We start from the raw sequence: 22,887 nt of genomic DNA, 5'->3' as shown, positions 1-22,887 counted from the left end.
TCAGGTGATCTCCAGCTGACGAAGACGAGTCTCGATGCGTTGCAGAGTGAGGCTGGACTGGCGTTGCAAGCCACCGTTCCAGCTCAACAGCGGCGGTGTCTGACGACCGAGTTTTATCGGGCTGGCGCCACGCACCAGCAGCACCAGTGTGCACTCCAGGTCCGGCCCGAAATACAGTGCGCTGAGGCTGGCCAAGGCCGCGTGCGTTTCACCGTCCGGCAAGAAGGCGGCAGCCTGGGCGGGTGTCAGTGGGCCAAGGGTCAGACGGATGCCGGCATGTTCGTCCCAGACCCGCGTGCCGGCCACGGCGCTGCGCCCCAGTTGCAGGTTGCGTCCACCGGGCTGCAAGCGGCTGCGACTGGCGGCTGGAATCTCGCGCCAGGCACCTTCATAGGCGTTGAGCTCGACCGGCAATTCGAACTGTTCGCGCACGATGGCAGCGAAGCCTGCGAGCGAACGACGCCCGTCGGCGAACAGCGCGCTGCACGCCAGCACGGCGGCATCGGGAATCGCCTGACGATCATGCAGGGCCTTGGGCAGCAGGCCGGTCAGCGCTCGCAACTGAGCGTGCACCGGTGTTGCGCCAGGCACTGAAAAGCCCACGGCAATCCGGTGTTTGCGCAGCACTTTGTAGAGCAGACTGAGCAGTCGGTGCTGGAATAGATCGAGGAACTCGGCCGGCGCATAATCCTTGGCGCGGGCGCGTTGTTGCAGCCACTCCTGATAGGCGTAGGGCAGTGGTCCGTCTGGTCCGCCGAGACCGAAAACCGGAGTGGTCAGGGTCGGCTTGTGATCCGTTTCCTCGGTCAGGCTTTCAACCTGGCTGGCGGCGAACAACGGCGTCAGCGGACCGCGCAGACGCAGCGCTTCAGCCTGCGGTGCGGTGCCGCTGCCCAGTGATTCGGCTTGCGGATGCTCACGCTCGAGCAGCAACAAGGCCTGCAACAACTCGAACGCCTGAGGATCGCGGCGCAGTCGTTGGCTCAGGCTCAGAGGGAGAGCGGCATGCCGGCTTGGGGTTGCCATGCCTTGATCTCCTTGTCCGATTCAACCAGCACCGTGCGCACGAAGCGATTGGCCGTGGCATAGAGTGAGAAAAACTGCGCCAGCACCGCTGAAAACAGCACCGCGCTGGTGCCGACAAAATGCTGCGGATCGAGTTGCAGGCGCACCTCCAGCCCATTGCGCCAGCCGCGCCAGGCATCTTCACCGACATGCGCAATGACGCGCTCACAGCTCAGGCTCAGCAGGCCTTCGATCTGCCGCAGAGCACTGGCCTCGTCACGCAGGTTATGCAGTGCGAGGATTTCCTTGAGTGCGTCCAGCGCCTGCGGACCTTCGACCAATGACAAATGATTGAGGGTCAATTGCGAGACCAGTCGCCAGCGCGATTCACCGTCCAGCCGCGGCAGGCTTTGCGGGCTCGGCGGATTACGCAAGCGCGCCGAGGCGACCGGCCCCGGCCGCTCGAAACCCAGCGGTGTTCCAGCCGACAGGCTCTGGGCCAAGTGCCGATTGGTGCAGAGCAGCTCGGCCGTCAGGCTCAGTTCAGTCACGTCTTCAAACGGGTCGAGCTGGGTGTCCACCAGGCTCAACATCAGGTCAGTACCCAAGCGGTTTGGGGTCATGCCGCTGATTCGCCGGGCGTGCCAATAGCAGCGATGATTGCCGCCGTGCTGGCTGCCGTAATACGCCGGCACACGCTGCACGCCGTGCGAGGTGCTGGCGCGCAGGGCGCGAATGCTGTGGATTTCGACGCTGTTTTCCCGATGGCTGTCGGCAACCAGGCGGTATTCGCTACGAGTGCCGTCCGGGCGAAGCGGCTCGGAAGTCCGTGGGAACAGGTTGATCACCGGCGCGCAACCCAGCGCGATATCGCTGGCTTGTAAATGCAGGCGGCTGCCGAGTGCCTGGTCGAAAACGATGTACAGATACAGCGTCTGGCTGTCGCTGATTGCACCCGCCAGCGGCACGTCGAAAAAATTGAATTTGTCCGGAAAGGCAAAGTACTCGGCGAGCAAACGCATCCCAGGATGCACGCCGTCTTCATCGGGTAGCAGCACTTCATCGTTGGCGAAACCGACGATTTTCGGCAGCCCGGCCAGCACTTTTGGTGTGCTGCCGGGTGGCCCGGCGAGGAGCTGAATCGCATGGGCACCGAGCAAGTCGTAGAGCTTGGCGTTGATCACTGGCGACGCGGCCAGGTGCAAGCGCAACTGCTCGATGCCGAGTTCTGCCCATTGGCTTTGGCCCAGGCAGCGCAGGCTCAAGCGCAGCGCCGAGCGTGCCTGGGCGACGCCGGTCAGGGCCTGGGCTTCGTCGCTTCCCAGCAGCAAGGCTTCGTCGATTGCCAGCGGCCAGAGGTGAACGGCGGCGCTGGTACGAAAGTGAATGCTTTCACCGTGGCGGGTGGTGACGAACAGCGGCGTGTCGCGCGGCAGCGGGTAACCGCCGGCCAGGTTGCCCTTGCTTGGATCGGGCTCGAACTGGACGATGGCGCAGGACGGCAGCGGCCGCATGGTCAGCGGATAGAGTTGTTCCAGCAGCGCGTCGCTGAACTCGGCGTAATCGTCGTCGAGTCGCCGTTGCAGGCGCGCAGCCAATAAGGCGAAACCTTCCAGCAAGCGTTCGACATGCGGGTCCGGGCATTCGCCGGGAGACAGTTCCAGGCGTCTGGCAACCTTGGGATAGCGTTCGGCGAAAATGCTCCCGGCGTGGCGCAGCCAGGTCAGTTCCCGCTGGTAGTAATCGAGCAGTTGCGGGTCAATCGAGTCGCTCATTGCGCACCTCAAGGCCATCGCCGGCGTTCTCGATGACGAATGCGACAGGCCAATGCTGCTTGCCGCTGCGTAGCTCACCTTGCAGCCTGATACTCAGCTGCTGCGGATTTTCGGGGACCGGCGTGACATCGACCGTGCCGAGTTGCAGGCGTGGTTCGAAGGCGTCGATGGCTTCACGAATCTGCCGCGTCAGTTGACGGCGGTCATCGCTGCGCTGTTGCTGCAATGCAGTCCAGTCAGCGATGCCGTAGTCAATAACGCTTGGCGGCGTGGTCAGCGGGCGCAGGCCACGACGGGTGTTGAACAAGCGCAGCAACTCGATACGGACCGACTCCAACAGTGCCTGGCGATCGAACGCCTGCACGGTATCCGCCTCACTGGCGGAAAGGCGTTCGAACAGCGGCGGCAGAATGCCGGTGCCGGTCATTTTCGGGGTACTCCGTCAGCCCTTGATCAGCTTGTTCGCGGCCAGGTCCCAGGTCGAAGCGGCCGTGCCTTCCTTGGTGCCATCGTCTTTCTGCGCGGTGAGTTCCCACTTGATCTTGGTGAAGTTCAGCGAGAGGGTTTCCACCGGTTTGCCGCCCGTACCACCGCTGACGCTGACGTTGGACAGCACCACGTTGTTCAGGGTGTAAATGATGAAGGGCATCAACTGGCCACTGCCTTCGGCCGCGTTGCGCCCGATGGTGATCTTGGCTTCCGGGATCGGTTTGCCGGCGCAGCAGTACTCGTTGAGAGACGGGGTCGAGCTGTCGACGAACTTGGTCAGCGTGAATTCGCCGATGTGCGGCTTGCCGGAGGTACGCTCGGAGTTGCTGACGTCGTTGGTCACTTGCATCGCGACGTTGTGGCTGTAGGACATGACTTCGATCTTGTCCTTGTAACCTTCGAGCAGGCTGTCACCTTTGATGTCGCCGCCGAGGTCGAGAATGATTGCATCCATCGCATGAAACTCCTGAAGAAAATCGCGTTAGATAAGCAAAGGAAAACCCGCCGGCCAGGCCGGCGGGAGGCAGGTCAGGCAGCTACCGGTGGCGGCAGGGTGGCGACCAGGCGGATCGAGGCTGTCAGCTCTTCGAGCTGGAAGTGCGGCCGCAGAAACACCGTGGCCCGATAGACGCCCGGTTTTCCGGCGACTTCCGAAACATCCACTCGGGCCTCACGCAGCGGGTACTGCGCCTTGATTTCCTGTGGGGCGTTGTCGTTGATCAGCACGTAATCGGCGATCCAGTTGTTGAGGTAGGTCTGCACGTTGTCACGGGTCATGAAGCTGCCGACCTTGTCGCGCATGATGACCTTCAGGTAGTGGGCGAAGCGGGACGCCGCGAGCACGTAAGGCAGCATGGCCGAGATCCGCGCGTTGGCGTTCGCCTCGTTGGTGTTGTAGACCTTGGATTTGTTGGTGGTCTGGCCACCGAAGAACACCGCCACGTCGCTGTTTTTCTTGTGGCACAGGGCGATGAAGCCGAGGTCGTTGAGCTCTTTTTCACGACGGTCGGTGATTGCCACTTCGGTCGGGCATTTGAGCGACAGATCGCCAGAGGTGGTGCGGAACGTGTGGGCGGGCAGTCCTTCGACGGCGCCACCGCCTTCGGCGCCGCGAATTGCTGCACACCAACCGTATTTGGCGAAGGCTTCAGTGATGCGTTGCGACAGGGCCCAGGCCGCATTGCCCCAGAGGTATTTGCTGTGGTCGCTGCCGTTGACGTCCTCGACGTAGTTGATGCCTTCCACCGGCAAGGTGTCCGGGCCATAAGGCAGGCGCAGCAGGAAGTGCGGCAGCACCAGCGACACGTAGCGCGAGTCTTCGCTTTCGCGGAAGGAGCGCCACTTGATCAGCTCCTGGCTCTCAAAGACTTTCGACAGGTCACGCGGCACCGCGAGCTCGGTGAAGCTGTTCATGTCGAACAGCCGCGGGCTGGCAGCGGCAATGAACGGCGCATGGGCGGCGGCCGCGACGTTCGAGAGTTTCTCCAGCAGGCCGATGTCCTGCGGGTTCCGGCCGAAGGTGTAGTCACCCACCAGCAGGCTGAACGGGTGACCGCCAAAGGTCCCGTATTCTTCTTCGTAGATCTTTTTGAACAGCGCGCTCTGGTCGAACTCGACGGCTTTTTCCAGATCGTTCTGCAGCTCTTTCTGGGTCACGTTGAGCAAGCGCAGTTTCAGCCTGGAACTGGTTTCGGTGTTCTGCACCAGCAGGTGCAGGCCGCGCCAGGACGCTTCGAGTTTTTGCAGGTCCGGATGGTGCAGGACTTCGTTGAGCTGGGTGCTGATCAGCTTGTCGATCCGGCTGATGCGGTCATTGATCATCGCCACGGTGTCCTTGTCGACGACCATGTCTTTGTCAAGAACCTGGGTGGCGAATTCCGCAAGCATGTCGCGGGCGTAATCCTTCTGGCTTTCGTCGTGGGCCATTCGCCCTTCGGCGATGATTCGGTCGAGCAGAGACAAGGTCTCGTTCACACTCTCGCTGGCTTGGGCCTGGGCGCTGGATGAGGCGGGCATGGCAATTTCTCCCTAAGTGAATGGACGATCAGGCTTGATCTTGCGGCGCCGCGTCGGCATCACCGGCAGGTGCAGAAGGCTGCGCTTCAGGCTGCGCTTCAGGCCGGGCCGACTTGATCTCTTGCAGGCCTTCGGTGTTGGCGATGACATCACGCAGCAGCTTGTCCAGGTCATCGTTGCCATCGAGTTTGGTCAGCAGGTCGCGCAGACGCTGACGCGCTTCGAACAGGCGCCGCAACGGCGCTACTTGCTCGACCACCTTGACCGGATCGAAGTCATCGATATGACCGAACTTGAGCTCGATGTTGAGCTTGCTGTCATCGCCGGTGAGGGTGTTGTTGACCTGTAAGGTGGCGCGCGGGGCGATCGAGGCGAGCACTTCGTTGAAGTTGTCGCGATCGATCTCGGTGAAGCGCCGTTCATTCAGTTTTGGGAGGGGTTCCAGCGGTTTGCCAGAAAGGTCGGCAAGAATGCCGACCACCAGAGGCAATTCTTTCTTCTCGATGGCGTTACCTATTTCAACGTCATAGGTGATTTGCACACGGGGTGGACGGACCCTGTCGAGCTTGTGCTGAGTACTTTCTGCCATGGTGGCTGACTCCGATGCATGGGCGGGAGCAATGCACCGGAGGGTCCGTTCATCGCATTCCCTTACCGAACCGTAGGTTAGAAAGGGAGGGCAGTTGGAACTGTCATTCCTTTGACGAACCTTCCACATTCGTCGTACCGACCGAACTACCCAAGACGCTAGAACAGGTCTATAAAAATGCAAACAAAAACAATTTTGGACCGTCATGAGAAAAGGAAAATTCATTGTGCGCGCAGGTTTTTTTATCTCTCTCTCGTTCCTGTTACTCGCGGGCTGTTCGTTGTTCGGGCCGCGAGTCGATCTCGATCGCCTGACGCTGGACGTCGCCGCCCATGCCAATGACGACACGCCGATTGCCGTGGATTTTGTCGCGGTGAATGATCCGGACCTGCTCAAACAGCTGTCGGCACTGACCGCTCGGCAATGGTTCAGCGAGCGCGAGCAGTTTCAACGCGACTACCGACAGCTGATGACGGTCTGGGGGCTGGAGCTGGTTCCAGGGCAGTTTATCGATCAACAACCCTTCCCCCTGGGCGGCAAGCGGGCCGCTGGACTTTTGATCTTCGCGAGCTATAACACACCCGGAGCGCACCGACTTCGACTGGACGATCAGAGCAAGGCCTGGCTGAAGTTCGACAGTCGCGAGATGACACTGGTCAGCGACACTGCGCACTGATCTGCACTGAAAAGATCGCCAGGCCGCGGCAAGCGGCGCCATTCGACGTCGAAGGGAATCGTATGAGTTTGCTACCTGACGCGGTTTGCTGGCACGAGGGCATGCAGTTGCTGCCCCAGCATTTTCAGTTGCAAGGTCTGCGCGCCGAAGCGTTGGTCGCGCATTTTGCCAAGGCCTGCAACCCCTGGTTCTGGGGTGTCACCCATCTCGACATCGACCCTTCGGCACTGAGTGCCGGGCACGTTCGCTTGCTCGCCTTGCAGGCGACCTTGCCGGATGGTTTGCCGATCAACGTGCAGGCCGGTGTGGGACCGATGCTGGAGCTCGATGTCAGCGAAGCGGTCGATGCAACGGACAATGCCACTGTGACCGTGTACCTGGCGGTTAGTCCGTTGTGGCGTGCCGGACAATTACTGCCACTCACCGGACGCTTGCAATCGGTAATCGGCGATGCCTTGCCAGACCTCACCAGCGGTCAATACCCCGAGTCGATTACGGTGTGGCGACCCAATCCGCGTTTGTGCACGCAGTTGAACAAGGCCGATTCGATCTGTGTACCGCTGGTGCGTATTCGCAAGGAAGGCGGTGGCTTTTTACAGCTGCCCTATACCGCGCCGACGCCGTGTCTGCTACCGGAGTCGGTGTTGGGCCGTCGGGTCGCCGGCCTGTGCGCCCGGGCCCGAGAGAAATGCATGTTTCTGGCCGGTCGCTTGCGCCAGGCACAGCAGGCTGGCAATCAGGATGATGCTGCGGAAATTCGCCGCCAATTGACCGCACTCTGGGCGCGTCTGCCGGAAGTCGAGGGTTTGTTGAGCAGTCGGCTGGCGACGCCTCAGGCGTTGTATGGTCTGCTGCTGGGGCTGGCCGGTGCCTGGTCGGCGCTTGATCCGCTGGCAGGGGTGCCGGCCTTCGCCGCGTTGGATTTTCTCGAGTTGCAGCGCGGCTACGAGAGCGTACTCGACTGGCTGGACAAGACCCTCGAATTGATTCGCGCCGGCTATCGCAGCCTGCCGTTCGAACGCCATGAACACCTCTTCTCGATCCAGTTGCCCGACGATCAGCCAAGCCAGCGCCTGGTGATCGGCTTGCGCATGCCCAATGGCGCCAGCGAGCAGTCTGCGAGTGAATGGTTGAGCCGCGCGATCATCGCCTCCGCGCCGCACGTTGCCCTGCTCGGTCGCCAACGCATGCGCGGCCTGGCGCATGAGGCCATGAGTCGCAATGAGCAGGTGGCCTACAGCGTGGGCGAAGATACCCGGTTGTTTGTGGTCACCGCAGAGGGGCAATGGTTCGACGGGCAACTGCCGCTGCAGATTGTCGCGCCGGCCTCGCAGCTGGCGAGCAGCCCGTGGCAAGTGGTGCTGTTTGTCGCTCAAGCCAGTGAAAACGCTTGATCAGGGAAGGGGAATCGAATGCCTGAAGGGAACGTCGGCAGCGCTGCACGAGGCCTCCACGAAGCGCCACTGAGCAGTGCTTTTCGTCAGGCCTGGCAAGAGTGGTCGCTGGCCTGGAACGAACAGTCCAAAGACAGTGACGATGAAGCGTTGGTCGAAGCCGTCGTCGAGTTTTCCACGCAGATTACCCAGCGCTTGTGGCGAACCGCGTTTGCCAAAGTCGGTGATGCCGCCACCGAGCAGGTGACCGCCGTGGTGTATGCGTTTGTCGCGCTGATCGACGAGACCCTGTTGTTTACCGCCTGGCCGGGTCAGCTCGGCTGGCAGGACAAACCGCTGGAGTCACGGATGTATGCCAGCCGTCAGGCGGGCGAACGGCTGCCACTGGCGATCAAGACATTGCTCGACGACCAGGTGCCGGCCACTCGGGATTTGGCCAATGTCTATTTGCAATGCCTGGTACTGGGTTTTGAAGGCCGTCTGCGCGGCGAGCAGAACCAGCTCCAGCATGAGAAGTGGCGGTTGGCGTTGTTCGCGTTTGCCTGGCAACACGAGCCCGATTACGCCGATGTCAGCGCTCGGCTGGAGCAGCCTTCAGCGGTGACTCCCGTGCAGTTGCCCCCGCGTCTGTCGCTACCTGACGGCTTTCGTCTGGCACTGGCGATCCTCGGTGTCGTGCTGTTGATGACCGGGGTGGGGCAGATGTTCTGGCGCGACATCCGTCAGGAGCTTGAGCCGGTCATGCACCTTTCCGAAACGGCAGCGGCCCAGGAGCAAGACTCATGAGCACTCTGGGGATTGTCGCAACCGTCGTCGCGGTGCTGTTGCTGCTGGCAGTATTGCTGGTGGCGGTGTGGTGGTTGCGCACCCAGAGCGGCGCGGCGATTCGCAGTTTTTATCTGTCGGTCCGGCACATGGAGCAGGAGCAGGGCACGCAGGATCGCTATCAGATTCCGTGGCTGCTGATGCTCGGCAACGAAACCCAGGGCACCCAGCTGTGTGCCCAATGGCGCTTGCAACCCACCGACAAACCGGCCTGGTTCGGGCGCTGGTGGTCGGACCCCGAGGGCGCAGTGCTGGTGGTGCCACAGGCGTTGTTTCTGCCTGATGAAGGCTTGAACCTGCAGCGGGGTGGCTGGTGGCGTCTGTTGGGGTTGATTGTACGCCTGCGTGGCCAGCGGCCACTGGATGCGGTGATCTGGACCGTGCCAGCCAGTCAACTGGGCGATCCGGAGCTGGCCGCCAGCCTCGGTCTGGCGGCACGGCGGCGCTTCATCGATCTGTTACAGCGTTTCGGTCTGAGCCTGCCGGTGTATGTGGTGATTACCGGGATGGAGGAAGTGCCGGGCTTTCAGGCGTTGATTGCTGCACTTCCGGTCGAGGCACGTGAACAGGCGTTGGGCTGGTCGTCGCCGTATTCGCCTGAGGCGGTCTGGCAATCGCACTGGAGTGATCAGGCGCTGGATCAGGTGAGCCGGGCATTGTCTGAATCGATCATCGAGATCGGCGCCTTGTCCGGGCATTTGAGCAACGAACTGTTTGCCTTGCCGGACCGTTTCGAAGCGCTGCGGCGCACACTGCAAACGTTGCTTGAGCCGGTTTTTCAGGGCAACGCACAAGGTGAGGCGCCGCGTTTTCGAGGGATTTACTTCACTGCCAACCAAGCGCCGGAGAGTACTCGGGAGAGCTTCTCGGCCTATGACACGGTGTTGCAGCAGAGCGCGTTTGCCCGGCAGTTGTGGCAGCGCCGGATTGTCGCCGAACGTGGCGTGGCTCAGGTCGTACCGCGGATTTTGCGGCTGCGCCAACGCTGGCAACGGGTGACCGGCGTGGTGGCGCTGGTGGTCGGCCTGGTCTGGGCGATCGGTATGGTTTGGGTCTGGCACGACTCGGTCAAGGATGCCCATGAGTTGTCACGCTTGCTGCAAGGTGCGCAGAAAAATTATGTCGCGGTCACGGACGAAAGCCATCGACTGGAACCGACGCGACGTAACGTCGAAAGTTTCTGGCGGGTACTGGAACGAGCCCCGCGCTGGACGTTCAGTTCGGTGGTCTTTCCCACCTCCTGGTTTTCCTCGCTGGATGCGCAGCTGGAGGACGAACTGCGGCTCACTGCTCAGCGGCACTTGCTGGTGCCGCTGCAAGAGTTGCTGGTGTCGGACCTGGCGCAGCTCAAGGCGATCCGCAATACCGAGCGTCGAGTGAACGTGGAAAGCGAAGACCCGGCGCAATGGCAGAACTACGTCAAGGCCAAGGAACTGGTCGAGCGCGCGGTGCGTCTCGAACAACAGAACCAGTGGTTCAATCAGGCGTTGAACAATCCCCGGAGCCCGCTCGATGACCTGGTGCTGTTGAGCAATAACGCCTTGTCGCTGAACCTCAATGTCGGCACGTTGCGTCGCTCGGCCTTCTATAACCGGGTACTGCTCAATTCCGACACCAGCGGGTTGAAAGCGCTGGACCTGAGCGCGGAGCGCTCGACCATCTCGACGAATTTTGAAGGACTGATGGAGCGCTGGCTGGACCAGTACTTTCTGGCGGACAACTTCGTGCGTCAGGCCGGCTATCTCAAGCTGCACCTGGAGCGGCTGGAGTCCGGCAGTGGCAATTCACTCAGCGAGCTCGAGGACTTGAGGGCGCTGATTGACGACCTGCAAGCGTTGATTGGCTTGACCAACTCGGCGTGGGGACGAGGCAAGGGCCAGGACCTGGTGCCGGGCTACCGCGAGCTGATGGATAAAGTCCGCCAAAGCGCCTTGCTCGGGCCGCAACTGGAGCAACAACTGGACATGCAGGCGTCGAAGTTGCAGCAGAGCTTTCGTGATCAATGGATTGCCCAGGCAGGCTCGCGTGGCAATTTGCTGGTTCAGCAAGGCAGCGGACAACTGGCGTTGCAAGAGCATGTCAGCCAGCTGGACAACGCCGTGCAGGCGTTGTTCAAGCGCGATTTCGTGGCTATTGCACTGCGTCAGGATGATTCCAGCCTCAGTGCTTCACAGGGGCAGAACGCCGACAGCGATGGTCTCAACAGCGCATTGAATTACTTCGCCAGTTACAAAAGCTACGTCAGCGAAGAGCTGCCACGTATCCCGCCAGCCTACCGGGGCGCACTGCTTCAGGCGGCGGAAGGGGCGGCGGCCAAGGCGATGTGGCTCAGCCTGGAGGAACAGGGCGGCCAGGTGCAGCAAGGCACAGGGTTCAATGTGCAGGCCTCGCAGGCGGTGGCGTTGCAAAAAGCCTTTGTCGAGTTGCGCCGCAGTGACCTGGCTACCCGTTTGCAGAACGCACTCAACCGCCGCGCGTTGGCCGAGGTCGCCAATGGCCTGAACGAAATAATCGCCCAGCCGCTGTTCAGCGAAAGGACCAGTATTGCGCGCTGGGATGGTTCGAAAAACCTCGGCTTGCAGCTGTACGGTGCCAGTGATGTGCAGGACCTGAAGCTGAGCCTCAAGCAGCAGTTCAACACCATGTTGGGTATTACCGAACAACGTACTTCGGCGTTGGAGTGGCTGAAGGTCCAGCAGCAGAATCTGTCGGGACTGGATTACGAACGGGTTGTGCAGTTCAGTGCCTTGAATGATGAACTGCTCAAGTACAAGGAGCAGAATCCTGCCAGCTCTGCGGCACAGATCGAACAGTTGGTGAGCCGGGACTTTATCGACATGGATGCCGGGTCCTGCGCACAAATCCTGCAAACCGCCAACCTTTCCGGTGGCCGTGGGACGCTTGCCCTGAGGGCTCAGGAACTGCAGCAAACCGCGATGCAACGCTGCCAGTCGCTGCAGCAGCAACAGGCTTCGGCTGCGTGGAACGACCTGGCCAACTATTTCAATCAGTACCTGGCCGAGCGTTTTCCGTTCTCCAATGGCACGCAGGTGACTGATGCCGACCCGGCGCGGGTCCAGCATTTGCTGGAATTGATCGACAAGCGCCTGCCGGTGGCGCAAGCCGGTTTGCAACTCAGCCGGACGCCGGAACGCTTGGCCGCCGAGGACTTTCTCAATCGCTTGAAACAGGCCAGCACTTGGCTCGGGCCGCTGTTTGTGCGAGATAAAAGCGGCATTCTCGGGGTGGAGATGGATGTGCGCTGGCGCACTGATCGCGAGGAAGAGCACGGCGCCGATCAGGTCATTGCCTGGGGTTTGAATGCCGGTAATCAACAGATCAGCTACCCCGGCGAGGCCCAGCAGAACCTGCGTTGGATGGTCGGCCAACCCGTCAGGTTGACGTTGCGCTGGGCCAGGAATGGTCCCCAACGGCCGGTCAGCGACCCGTTGCAACCGAACCTGGTGATCAGGGACCTGGAAGCTGGCTGGGAGTACGGCGGCCCTTGGTCGTTGCTGCGGCTGATGCGTTCGCACCAGTCGAATCAGCGCCAGCCAAGCATGGACTACACCGATTTTCCACTGACCTTGCGCTTGCCGGTCGCCGCGAGCACCAGCATTGAGGAGCCGACACAGATGTTCATGCGCCTGTCATGGATGACTCAGGGATCAAAACTGCCGTTGTCCATTCAACCGTTGCCGACCCGTGCGCCGCGTTCACCCTTTGTCTCGACGGGTTCGACGGCGGCCATCGTGACGAACGAGGAGGGCTTGTGAGTCTGCCGTCACTATCATTGTCATCGCCGCTGCCGGAGTTGATCGCACAGTTGCTCGAACCGATCAGCGATGAAGCGCCCTGTGGCCAGGACCTGCGCTATGAGCCTGAGTTCGATCAGTTGCGCGAGCTGCGCCGCGAGGACGATACCAGTTTGCCGACAGGGGTCTGGCAGTCGTCGATCAAGCGTGCCCAATGGCCGGAACAGGCAAAGCTCGCCAGCCGTTTGCTGCTGGAGCGCAGCAAGGACTTGATGCTCAGTGCCTGGCTCGGCGAGGCCTGGTTACATTTGGACGGCCTGGAAGGGTTGCCGGGCAGCCTGGCGCTGGTGGCGGGGCTATGCGAGCGCTACCCCGAGCAACTTCACCCTCAGGCCGAGGAGGGCGATCAGTCGTGGCGGGTGATTCCTCTCGAATGGCTGGCGCGACGCTACAGCGAAATCCTGCTCACCCGGGTGCCGCTGTTCGACACGCGCACCAGCGAATTTGCGGATTTCTGCCTGGATGACTGGCGGCGCTTGCAAGTGCAGCAGGTGATGGTCAATGACACCAAGGCCGCAAAGACCTCAGCTGAAGCTGCGCGCAACGAGCAGAAAAAACTCACCGAACAGATTCGCGCGACGCCGCTGTCGTTCTGGTTGCGCAGCCAAGGCAGCCTGTTACTGAGCTTGCAGCATCTGCAACGGCTGGAGGACTGGAGTGATGCCTACCTGGGCAATCAGGCGCCAGGCTACAAATCATTGCGGGGCATCATCGAGGCGCTGTTGACGCTCGTTCAGGAGTTCATCGCCATGCATCCACGTCAACCCACCCAGGCCCCGGTCGAGCCACCGCAGGTCCGGGCGCCACAAAACACTCTGGAGCCGGAGCCCGCGCCAGCCCAACAGGCACTGCGTGAACCGGCGAGTCGCGAAGAGGCTTATCGGCAGTTGTTGCTGATTGCCGAGTACCTGGCGCGAACCGAGCCCCACAGTCCGGTGCCTTACTTGATCAGGCGCGGAGTGGAGTGGGGCAATAAACCGCTGAGTGAACTGTTGGGCGAGTTGATATCGGCTGACGCGGAGTCGCGCCGACTCTGGACGTTATTGGGTGTGCTCTAAACATCGCAGCGCCTCTCAGAGCGGCTTGGGCAACTTGATGGGCGTCAACACCGGATGACCGGAGAAAAACGCCATCAGGTTCTGCCCGACCAGTTCAACGGTTCCCTTGGTCGCTTCCGGCGACAGGCCGGCCACATGCGGCGTGAGGATCACGTTGCTCAATACCTTGAGCGCATCCGGCACCTGAGGCTCTTCATCGAATACATCGAGCGCGGCACCGGCGATCCGCCGTTGCTCGAGCGCGCTAATCAGATCGCTGGTAGCAACCACGCTGGCGCGGGCAATGTTGACGATAAAACCCTGGGGGCCCAAGGCATCCAGCACCTGCTTGTTGACCAGGTGCTGCGTGCCGATGCCGCCGGGCGTGCAAACGATCAGAAAGTCAGAGACCCGAGCCAGTTCGGTGGGCGTTGAGCAAAAGTCGTAGGGGATGTCGCTGAGCAACTGGCGGCTGTGGTAACTCACCGTCATGTCGAAGCCGTTGGCGGCACGTTTGGCGATGGCCATGCCGACGGCGCCGAGCCCCAGAACACCCAGGCGCTTGCCGGCCAGTGACGGGCGCATGATCTTCGGCCATTCACCGCGGCGCACCGCCGCGTCGCACCGAGGGATGTCACGCACCAGCGACAGCAACAAGGCCATCGCATGATCGGCCACCGACGAGGCGTTGACGCCAGCACCATTGGTGACGGTTATACCGCGGTCGCTGGCGGCTTGCAGATCGACCTGCTCGTATCCGGCACCGATTACGCAGATGATTTTCAGGTTCGCCAGCGCGGCGATTTCATCGGCATACAGCCCCAGCGGGCCGCGCGTCAGCACGGCATCGATCTGCCCGCGATGACTGGCGATGGCCTGGGCACGCTCGGCGGGAGTGGGGGCGAGAATCAGGTGGAAGCCTTGATGTTCGAGAATCGGCAGGTAGTCGTTAATGGTTTCAACCAGTACCAGTACGGTTGCAGGCATGCTGGGCTCCTGTAGGCATTGGAATAAGCGGTTCAGATTGCTGACTACAGAGTGGTTTGGCAATTACCAAAAGTTGCAGAACTCAGTGTAGGAGCTGACGAAAGCAATAAAGCAAGATCAAAAGATCGCAGCCTGCGGCAGCTCCTACGCGATCACAATCGTTGCGGCGAACGTGGTCAATGTAGGAGCGGCGATAGGCTGCGATCTTTTCAGCGCATCAGAACCTGGCGTCCGCTGTATTCATTAATTTCACGAACGCCCCGCCAAGGGTTGCATTGTGGTGCTCAATGATCATTTTGGCCGATAACGCCGCAGTGTCCATGCAGGTGTGAGCATCGGCGACGAGCGTAACCTGTAAGCCCTGTTCGGCTGCGGCCCGGCAGGTACTGTCGATGCAGTACTGGGTTTTCATGCCGACGATGAACACATGGTTTATCGAGGCGTTGGTGAGTTGTTGTGCCAGTCGAGTTCCGAGGAAGCAATTGGGGCGGGTTTTATCGAACAGGGTGTCGACATTCGCATCCAGCTCCAGCTCGGGAAGTAATTGCCAGAATGGGCTTCCTGCCTCAATGGGCGAACCCTCAGGACCGGTGTGGCGTACCGCATAAATCGGCACTTCGCGCGCTCGGGCCCGGTGAATGAGCTGGCGGATGTTGGCAAGTACTCGCTCGCCGTCGTGGGGCTTGTCCGGGCCGTAGAACAGACCGACCTGCATATCGATGATCAAAAGTGCCGATGACATAGGTGTTTCTCCATGAAGTGCCGAACGGACGGGAGAAACAACAAGGCCCCGTCCATTGCTGGCGGGGCCTGGGGTTCACTGCGCTGTATTTATCTCAGCCAGCCACCGCACGACCCGCCGGAAGCGGTCGTGGTGGTGCGGGTGAGGTTCAGCGCAGCGAAGTTCATGAGGCCGATCATGCTGTGGGTTCGGCAAACATGTCAATGCAGTCGCAAGGCGATTATTGAGTGCACTCGGCTCGCCGATTCAGCGCCCCCATAAAAAGCAGCTTCTTCGGATTGCTCGCGTTCAGCCGGCGGATTGTGTGGGCTGTGGCGCGTAACGCCTTTTCCGAGCATCTGATCTGCATAACCATTCCTCAGCTAAGTCTTTGCTTCTGCTGATTAATCCCGGACAATCGCGCCCCTGTTTCGGCCAGGGCGCTGCCTGTCAGCTTTTTCTGACTCGTCCTGACCGAGTGGCAAGTGACCGGAATGCGGAGATCTGACCGGATGAATGATCAGGCCAATAGCGTTGATGAACGCTATGAAGCGGCGGCACCAGCGAGCCTCAGCAGCTGGAATCGCCATGACACCACCTGGATGCTGGGCCTGTTTGGCACGGCGATTGGTGCGGGTACCCTGTTTTTGCCGATCAACGCAGGCCTCGGCGGTTTCTGGCCGCTGTTGATCCTGGCGTTGTTGGCGTTCCCCATGACCTTTTACGCACACCGTGGCCTGACCCGCTTCGTGTTATCCGGTCGCGCGGGGGCAGACATTACCGAAGTCGTCGAAGAGCATTTCGGGATCAAGGCCGGCGCCCTGATCACCTTGCTGTACTTCTTCGCGATCTTTCCGATCCTGCTGATCTACAGCGTTGCGCTGACCAACACCGTGGGCAGTTTCCTCGAACACCAGTTGCACATCATGCCGCCGCCACGGGCGATTCTGTCGTTCGTGCTGATCCTCGGTCTGCTGGCCGTGGTGCGCTGCGGCGAGCAGATGATCGTCAAGGCCATGAGCCTGATGGTGTATCCGTTCATCGTGGCGCTGCTGTTTCTGGCGGTGTTCCTGATTCCGCACTGGAGCGGCGGCATTCTCGAAACCGCGAGCACCTTGCCCGAGCCTTCGGCATTGCTGCACACGCTGTGGCTGGCGATTCCGGTGATGGTGTTCTCGTTCAACCACTCGCCGATCATCTCGGCCTTTGCGGTGGACCAGAAGCGTCGTTATGGCGCGCACGCCGAAGAGCGCAGCTCGCAAATCCTTTCTCGCGCTCACACCTTGATGGTGGTGATGGTGCTGTTCTTCGTCTTCAGTTGCGTGCTGACCCTGTCGCCAGCACAACTGGCCGAGGCCAAGGCGCAGAACCTGTCGATCCTGTCGTACCTGGCTAACCACTTCAGCAACCCGACGATCGCGTTCGCCGCACCGTTGATTGCGTTCGTGGCGATTTCCAAATCGTTCCTGGGCCACTACATCGGCGCCAGCGAAGGCCTCAAGGGGCTGATCGTCAAGAGCGGTCGCCGTCCGGCACCGAAGACCCTGGACCGTATGACCGCAGCGTTCATGCTGGTGGTCTGCTGGATCGTCGCCACGCTGAACCCGAGCATCCTGGGGATGATCGAAACCCTCGGTGGCCCGGTCATCGCGGCGATTCTGTTCCTGATGCCGATGTACGCGATCCGCAAGGTGCCAGCCATGGCACGTTATCGCGGCCAGGCCTCCAACGTCTTCGTGACGCTGGTGGGCCTGGTGGCGATTTCGGCGCTGATTTATTCGCTGACCGCCTGATTCAGTGAGGCAACGGCCGCTGCGCTTTATATGCGCAGCGGCCGTTTTTTTTTGCTCGGTCGAAAAGCTTGGCGCAGACCCTCTGCGCGGGTTATCGGGGGCAAACTGATCCAGCTCACATGTCATGGCGGATTTGAGGCTACGCTTGTGCCTGCAAAGCAGTGTGATCGATGTTCTGTTTTGTGCCGTTGTCGATCTGGCCGGCTTGGAATTGATTGCCTGGAGACACCTGATTGCCGACTGATCCACCGACTGTAGCGCCCCAAACCACCACCGAGCGTCCTAACCGTTTGCAGGACCTGTTGGCCGGCTTATCGATTGCCGGTCTGCTGCTGCCCGAGGCTGTCGCGTATTCGAGTATTGCGGCCCTGGCGCCGCAGGCCGGGGTAATTGCGCTGTTCGCTGGCTTGCTCTGTTATGGACTGTTTGGCACCAGCCGATTTGCTATCGTTTCCGCAACCTCTTCGTCAGCCGCCGTGCTGGCGGCCGCCACGGCGACATTGGCCAATGGCGACCCGCAACTACGTGCAAGCCTGGCCATCGGCCTGGTACTGGTGACCGGCGCGTTCTTTTTACTGGCCGGATTGTTCAAGCTTGGCAGGGTGACGTCGTTCATCGCCAAACCGGTATTACGCGGCTTTGCCTTTGGCCTGGCGCTGACGATCATCCTTAAACAGCTCGCCAGCGTAGTCGGCGTGCACCTGAGCAACGGCAATCCGATTCGTTTTTTGCCGGAGTTGCTGGAGCAACTGCCTCAGTGGAACTGGGTCGCCGCCGGCGTGGCTGCAGTGGCGCTGGCCTTGTTGTGGTTGTTCGGGCGGTTCCGGCGCTTGCCGGGTGGCTTGCTGGTGGTGGTGATCGGCATCGCGGCGGGGCAATGGCTGAACCTGCCGGCCTATGGAGTCAGGATGATCGGGATTATCGACCTTGGCCTTGAGGTTCCGAAGCTGCCGGTGCTGCCTTTTACCGACTGGTTACGCCTGGGAGAACTGGGCTTTGCCATGGTGATGATCCTGTATGCGGAGTCCTACGGCTCGATCAGCTCCTTCGCACTCAAGCACGGTGATCGGGTGTCCTCGAACCGGGATTTGCTGGCGTTGGGGGCGTCGAACCTGGTGTCCGGGTTGTTTCACGGGATGCCGGCAGGGGCGGGCTATTCCGCGACTTCCGCGAATGAGGCCGCCGGCGCGACGTCGCGTTTGGCCGGTGGCGTGGCAGCGCTGGTGGTGCTGATCATCGTCCTGACAGTGCTGCCTTATATCGCCTTGACCCCTGAACCGATACTGGCCGCGATCGTCATGCATGCGCTGGGCCGTGGCTTGAGCCTGCAACCGTTGGGGCGCTATTTTGTCTGGCGACGTGATCGCCTGCTGGTGATCTGCGCCGTGGCGGCCGTGTTGGTATTGGGGGTGCTGGACGGCTTGCTGGTGGCGGTGGCGATCAGTGTGCTGCTGATGCTCAAGCAAATGTCAGCGGCGGATATCCAGGTTCTCGGGCACATCGGCACCGGGCACGATTTTGTCGACGTGCAACGTCATCCATTGGCCAGGGCCGTGCCGGGGATGCTGATTGTCCGACCGGGCGAAGCGCTGTTTTTTGCTAACGCGGAGCGAATTCTCGGCGGCGCATTGCACTTGATTCGGCACTCTGAAACGCCGATTCACACAGTGATTCTCAGCCTGGAAGAGTCACCGAACCTGGACGGCACCAGCATCGAGGCGTTGCAGGAGTTTTTCTTGCGGGTACGCAACGAAGGCAAGCGCCTGGTGCTGGCGCGTCTCAAGCTCGAGGCGCAAGCGGCACTCTCGGCGCTACCGGAAGTCAAGCGTTTGCAAGTCACTCTCTGTGACTTGAGCGTCGACGGGGCGGTGCAGGAGGCGCTTAAAGGCCAAGGGTAAAACCTTCGTGCATAAAAAAAACGCCGCGCACCTTACGATGCGCGGCGTTTTTTTGTGGCGAGAGAGCTTGCTCCCGCTGGGTCGCGAAGCGGCCCAAAAATCAAACACCGCGAGTATTCAGATAGAATGCGGGGCTGATTTTACGACTGCTCCGCAGCCGAGCGGGAGCAAGCTCCCTCGCCACAGGCGTTAAGCTTGAATGACCGGGATGTTGGCATTCGCTGCAGCTTCACGGAACTCGGCGATCTGGTCGAAACTCAGGTAGCGATAGACATCGCTGGCCATGGTGTCGATTTCTTTCGCGTAGGCCATGTACTCCTCGACGGTCGGCAGGCGACCCAGGATCGAAGCCACCGACGCCAGCTCGGCCGAAGCCAGGTAGACGTTGGCGCCATCGCCCAGACGGTTCGGGAAGTTACGGGTCGAGGTCGACACTACGGTGGAGTTCGGTTCTACGCGAGCCTGGTTACCCATGCACAGCGAGCAGCCCGGCATTTCCATGCGCGCGCCAGCCTTGCCGTAGATGCCGTAGTAGCCTTCTTCGGTCAGTTGGTGAGCATCCATCTTGGTCGGCGGCGACAGCCACAGACGGGTTGGCAGCTGACCCTTGACCTGATCCAGCAGTTTACCGGCAGCGCGGAAGTGACCGATGTTGGTCATGCACGAACCGATGAACACTTCGTCGATCTTCTCGCCAGCAACGCTGGACAGCAGACGGGCGTCGTCCGGATCGTTCGGCGCGCAGAGCACAGGCTCTTTGATATCGTTCAGGTCGATTTCGATGATTTCAGCGTATTCGGCGTCAGCATCGGCAACCATCAGCTCAGGGTTGGCAATCCAGGCTTCCATCGCTTGAGCACGACGTTCCAGGGTGCGCGCATCGCCGTAGCCTTCGCCGATCATCCAGCGCAGCAGGGTGATGTTGGAGCTCAGGTACTCGGTGATCGACTCTTTCGACAGCTTGATGGTGCAACCGGCAGCCGAACGTTCAGCCGAAGCGTCGGACAGCTCGAAGGCTTGTTCGATGCTCAGGTTGTCCAGGCCTTCGATTTCCAGGATGCGGCCGGAGAAGGCGTTCTTCTTGCCTTTCTTCTCTACGGTCAGCAGGCCAGCCTGGATCGCGTAGTAAGGAATGGCGTGAACCAGGTCACGCAGGGTGACGCCCGGTTGCATTTTGCCTTTGAAGCGCACCAGGATCGATTCCGGCATGTCCAGTGGCATCACGCCAGTGGCTGCGGCGAACGCGACCAGGCCGGAACCCGCCGGGAACGAGATGCCCATCGGGAAACGGGTGTGCGAGTCACCACCGGTGCCGACGGTGTCCGGCAGCAGCATACGGTTCAGCCAGCTGTGGATGATGCCGTCGCCCGGACGCAGGGAAACGCCGCCGCGGGTCATGATGAAGTCTGGCAGGGTGTGGTGAGTGGTGACGTCGATCGGCTTTGGATAGGCCGCGGTGTGGCAGAAGGACTGCATCACCAGATCGGTCGAGAAGCCCAGGCACGCCAGGTCTTTCAGTTCGTCACGGGTCATCGGGCCAGTGGTGTCCTGGGAACCGACGGTGGTCATTTTCGGTTCGCAGTAGGTACCAGGGCGAACGCCGGCTACGCCGCACGCCTTGCCGACCATTTTCTGCGCCAGGGTGAAACCCTTGGTGCTTTCAGCTGGAGCTTCCGGCTTCTTGAACAGGTCGGACGGTGGCAGACCCAGTTCGGCACGCGCCTTCTCGGTCAGGCCACGGCCGATGATCAGCGGGATACGACCGCCAGCACGGACTTCGTCGAGCAGGACCGGGGTCTTCATTTCGAAGGTGGTCAGGATTTCGTCGCTGTTGTGCTTGGTGACTTTACCGGCATGAGGGTACAGGTCGATCACGTCACCCATGTTCATGTTGGTGACGTCGAATTCGATTGGCAGTGCGCCGGCATCTTCCATGGTGTTGTAGAAGATCGGAGCGATTTTGCTGCCGAAGCAGAAACCGCCAGCGCGCTTGTTCGGCACGTAAGGAACGTCGTCACCGAAGAACCACAGCACCGAGTTGGTTGCCGATTTACGCGAAGAACCGGTACCCACTACGTCGCCGACGTAGGCGATCGGGAAACCTTCGCCGCGCATGGTTTCGATCTGCTTCATCGGACCGGTAACGCCTTGCTCGTCCGGCACGATACCGTCACGGGCCATTTTCAGCATGGCCAGGGCGTGCAGCGGGATGTCTGGACGCGACCAGGCATCAGGAGCAGGGGACAGGTCGTCGGTGTTGGTTTCGCCGGTGACCTTGAATACGCGCAGGCTGATCTTGTCGGCCAGCACCGGGCGGTTCTTGAACCACTCGCCGTCAGCCCAGGATTGCAGTACGCCTTGAGCGTGAACGTTGCCGTTCTTGGCTTTTTCCGCGACATCGTGGAAAGCGTCGAACATCAGCAGGGTGTGCTTGAGTTGCGCGGCAGCGACGGCGGCCAGTTCGGCGGAGTCGAGCAGGTCAACCAGGGTCACGATGTTGTAGCCGCCTTGCATGGTGCCAAGCAGTTCAACAGCGCGCTTTTTGTCGATCAGGGGAGAAGTGGCTTCGCCTTTGGCCAACGCAGACAGGAAGCCGGCCTTTACATAGGCTGCTTCGTCCACTCCAGGCGGAACGCGGTTGGTGATCAGGTCAACGAGGAAAGCTTCTTCGCCAGCAGGAGGATTCTTCAGCAGCTCAACCAGGCCTGCAGTTTGTTCGGCGTTAAGCGGCTGGGGAACGATACCCAGTGCTGCACGCTCTTCGATATGTTTGCGGTAGGCTTCAAGCACAGTTATTACCCTCATCAGTGGTCCCAAATGGGTGTCCGGGACGCTCATCCCGAAATTGCCGTACTCATGCGCTGCGTGGCGTTGTGGGCCGCTTAGCCAGAATTACCGACAATTCCTTACAGAAGCTGCTTTCAAAGTTTTACGCCTGCAGAACGGGGAGCTGATGAGGGTTGGCGCTGAGTTTTTCCCCGCTGGAAATACTCATCGCCAACACCGCTCTGAAGGAACGACTGTGCTCGTGACGCTTTGAAAACAGCTTCTAACGGACATTGGCGCCTTAAAAGGCTGGCTGATTCTACGGCAAAAAAAAATTAAAGGTAAGTTAGGCCCTGAACTTTGAGGGGTGATGAATGTTAGACAAAGGGCTAACATGCCGACCTGTTTTGCTTTCTCGCGTTCTGCCTACCTATGCCCAATCAAACCATCAAGACTCCCTGTGTCGGCCTCTGTTCCACTGTTTACGGTGATCTGGTGTGCCGTGGCTGCAAGCGTTTCCACCATGAAGTGATTCACTGGAACGGTTACAACGAGGAAGAAAAGCGCGCCGTCTGGTTGCGTCTTGAGCAGCTGTTGGTGCAGGTGATGGCCGGGAAAATCGAGATTTTCGATCCCTGGCGGCTGCGTGAGCAGCTGGAGCAGCGCAAGATCCGTTTTGTGCCGCATCAGTCGGAATATTGCTGGGCGTACCAGTTGATTGCCCGGGGGGCGCGGGTGATCAACAATCTGGAAGCTTATGGGATGGTGTTGTTGCCGGAGTTCCGCGATTGGAGCTTGCCGGAGTTGCGTGATGCCATTGATCGGGAGTTTTTCCTGCTGTCGGAAGCGCATTACCAGCGTTATATCGCGCCGGGTTTTCTCAGGGATGCGTTTGGCGGTTGATCCTGGCGGCCTGACAGCCGACCCATCTCCCGCAGATGTACACAGAACTACTGTAGGAGCCGAGCTTGCTCGCGATGGCGGCCTGACAGCCGACCAATCTCTTGCAGGTGTACATATCCATTTCTGCGGTAACGGCGGCTGGCGGTTTCGCCCTTACGGCGACTCACTTTTTTTACAAGCGCCTAAAAAAAGTAAGCA

General features: G+C 60.5%; 17 protein-coding genes. 8 read left to right on the top strand and 9 right to left on the bottom strand.

Annotated features, from left to right (window positions below; genetic code table 11):
• The 6 genes from tssG to tssB all read right to left on the bottom strand — a co-directional run bounded on the left by tssG (window position 1) and on the right by tssB (window position 5,874).
• Window positions 1-1,026 carry a type VI secretion system baseplate subunit TssG gene (gene tssG / locus AC1RJ3_RS09125; RefSeq protein ID WP_347929645.1) on the bottom strand — a complete coding sequence of 342 codons (1,026 nt, stop codon included), beginning with the start codon at window positions 1,024-1,026 and terminating at the stop codon, window positions 1-3.
• Window positions 990-2,780: a type VI secretion system baseplate subunit TssF gene (gene tssF / locus AC1RJ3_RS09120; protein WP_493078518.1), complete on the bottom strand. Its 1,791-nt coding sequence runs from the start codon at window positions 2,778-2,780 to the stop codon at window positions 990-992. Before tssF ends, tssG begins: the two co-directional genes overlap by 37 nt.
• The gene (gene tssE, locus AC1RJ3_RS09115) at window positions 2,764-3,207 is read right to left on the bottom strand and encodes a type VI secretion system baseplate subunit TssE (RefSeq protein ID WP_493078516.1); all 444 of its coding nucleotides are present in this window, start codon (window positions 3,205-3,207) and stop codon (window positions 2,764-2,766) included. The genes tssF and tssE overlap by 17 nt, the downstream gene beginning before the upstream one ends.
• Before the next feature lie 15 nt (window positions 3,208-3,222).
• On the bottom strand, window positions 3,223-3,723 hold the full coding sequence (locus AC1RJ3_RS09110; RefSeq protein WP_054596770.1) for an Hcp family type VI secretion system effector: 501 nt from the start codon (window positions 3,721-3,723) through the stop codon (window positions 3,223-3,225).
• 74 nt (window positions 3,724-3,797) lie between these two features.
• Window positions 3,798-5,285 carry a type VI secretion system contractile sheath large subunit gene (tssC, locus tag AC1RJ3_RS09105; protein ID WP_054596771.1) on the bottom strand — a complete coding sequence of 496 codons (1,488 nt, stop codon included), beginning with the start codon at window positions 5,283-5,285 and terminating at the stop codon, window positions 3,798-3,800.
• 28 nt (window positions 5,286-5,313) lie between these two features.
• On the bottom strand, window positions 5,314-5,874 hold the full coding sequence (tssB, locus tag AC1RJ3_RS09100; protein WP_347929648.1) for a type VI secretion system contractile sheath small subunit: 561 nt from the start codon (window positions 5,872-5,874) through the stop codon (window positions 5,314-5,316).
• Window positions 5,875-6,079: 205 nt separating this feature from the next.
• On the opposite strand from tssB, the gene AC1RJ3_RS09095 reads away from it, so the two are divergent.
• From AC1RJ3_RS09095 to tssA, 5 genes are all read left to right on the top strand, one after another.
• Window positions 6,080-6,550, top strand: coding sequence for a type VI secretion protein (locus tag AC1RJ3_RS09095; protein ID WP_347929649.1), 471 nt, complete (start codon window positions 6,080-6,082; stop codon window positions 6,548-6,550).
• Window positions 6,551-6,612: 62 nt separating this feature from the next.
• Complete coding sequence (gene tssK, locus AC1RJ3_RS09090; RefSeq protein WP_493078512.1) at window positions 6,613-7,944, top strand: type VI secretion system baseplate subunit TssK; 1,332 nt, start codon at window positions 6,613-6,615, stop codon at window positions 7,942-7,944.
• A gap of 18 nt (window positions 7,945-7,962) precedes the next feature.
• Window positions 7,963-8,730 carry a DotU family type IV/VI secretion system protein gene (locus AC1RJ3_RS09085; protein ID WP_493078510.1) on the top strand — a complete coding sequence of 256 codons (768 nt, stop codon included), beginning with the start codon at window positions 7,963-7,965 and terminating at the stop codon, window positions 8,728-8,730.
• Window positions 8,727-12,545 carry a type VI secretion system protein gene (locus AC1RJ3_RS09080; RefSeq protein WP_493078508.1) on the top strand — a complete coding sequence of 1,273 codons (3,819 nt, stop codon included), beginning with the start codon at window positions 8,727-8,729 and terminating at the stop codon, window positions 12,543-12,545. The genes AC1RJ3_RS09085 and AC1RJ3_RS09080 overlap by 4 nt, the downstream gene beginning before the upstream one ends.
• Window positions 12,542-13,642: a type VI secretion system protein TssA gene (gene tssA, locus AC1RJ3_RS09075; protein ID WP_493078506.1), complete on the top strand. Its 1,101-nt coding sequence runs from the start codon at window positions 12,542-12,544 to the stop codon at window positions 13,640-13,642. Before AC1RJ3_RS09080 ends, tssA begins: the two co-directional genes overlap by 4 nt.
• A gap of 15 nt (window positions 13,643-13,657) precedes the next feature.
• Here tssA and AC1RJ3_RS09070 read toward each other — a convergent pair whose 3' ends face one another.
• Both AC1RJ3_RS09070 and AC1RJ3_RS09065 read right to left on the bottom strand, forming a co-directional pair.
• Window positions 13,658-14,608 (bottom strand): 2-hydroxyacid dehydrogenase, encoded by a 951-nt coding sequence (locus AC1RJ3_RS09070; RefSeq protein ID WP_493078504.1) that lies wholly within the window; start codon window positions 14,606-14,608, stop codon window positions 13,658-13,660.
• 217 nt (window positions 14,609-14,825) lie between these two features.
• Complete coding sequence (locus tag AC1RJ3_RS09065; RefSeq protein WP_103315212.1) at window positions 14,826-15,350, bottom strand: cysteine hydrolase family protein; 525 nt, start codon at window positions 15,348-15,350, stop codon at window positions 14,826-14,828.
• A 491-nt stretch (window positions 15,351-15,841) separates the two neighbouring features.
• Here AC1RJ3_RS09065 and AC1RJ3_RS09060 point away from each other — a divergent pair, with 491 nt between their 5' ends.
• On the top strand, window positions 15,842-17,122 hold the full coding sequence (locus AC1RJ3_RS09060) for a serine/threonine transporter (RefSeq protein ID WP_493078502.1): 1,281 nt from the start codon (window positions 15,842-15,844) through the stop codon (window positions 17,120-17,122).
• 233 nt (window positions 17,123-17,355) lie between these two features.
• Window positions 17,356-19,020, top strand: coding sequence for a SulP family inorganic anion transporter (locus AC1RJ3_RS09055; RefSeq protein WP_493078501.1), 1,665 nt, complete (start codon window positions 17,356-17,358; stop codon window positions 19,018-19,020).
• 189 nt (window positions 19,021-19,209) lie between these two features.
• On the opposite strand, the gene acnB is transcribed toward AC1RJ3_RS09055, so the two are convergent.
• Complete coding sequence (acnB, locus tag AC1RJ3_RS09050; protein ID WP_347930020.1) at window positions 19,210-21,810, bottom strand: bifunctional aconitate hydratase 2/2-methylisocitrate dehydratase; 2,601 nt, start codon at window positions 21,808-21,810, stop codon at window positions 19,210-19,212.
• A 408-nt stretch (window positions 21,811-22,218) separates the two neighbouring features.
• Here acnB and AC1RJ3_RS09045 point away from each other — a divergent pair, with 408 nt between their 5' ends.
• Entirely contained in the window at window positions 22,219-22,689 is a 471-nt protein-coding gene (locus AC1RJ3_RS09045; protein ID WP_054596783.1) for a DUF1289 domain-containing protein, read from the top strand.
• Window positions 22,690-22,887 lie beyond the last annotated feature (198 nt).

The sequence above is a fragment of the Pseudomonas sp. GW822-FHT04C11 genome, from assembly GCF_058800905.1.
The sequence above is the reverse complement of the archived record's forward strand: the minus strand, read 5'-3'. Positions and strand labels throughout refer to the sequence as shown.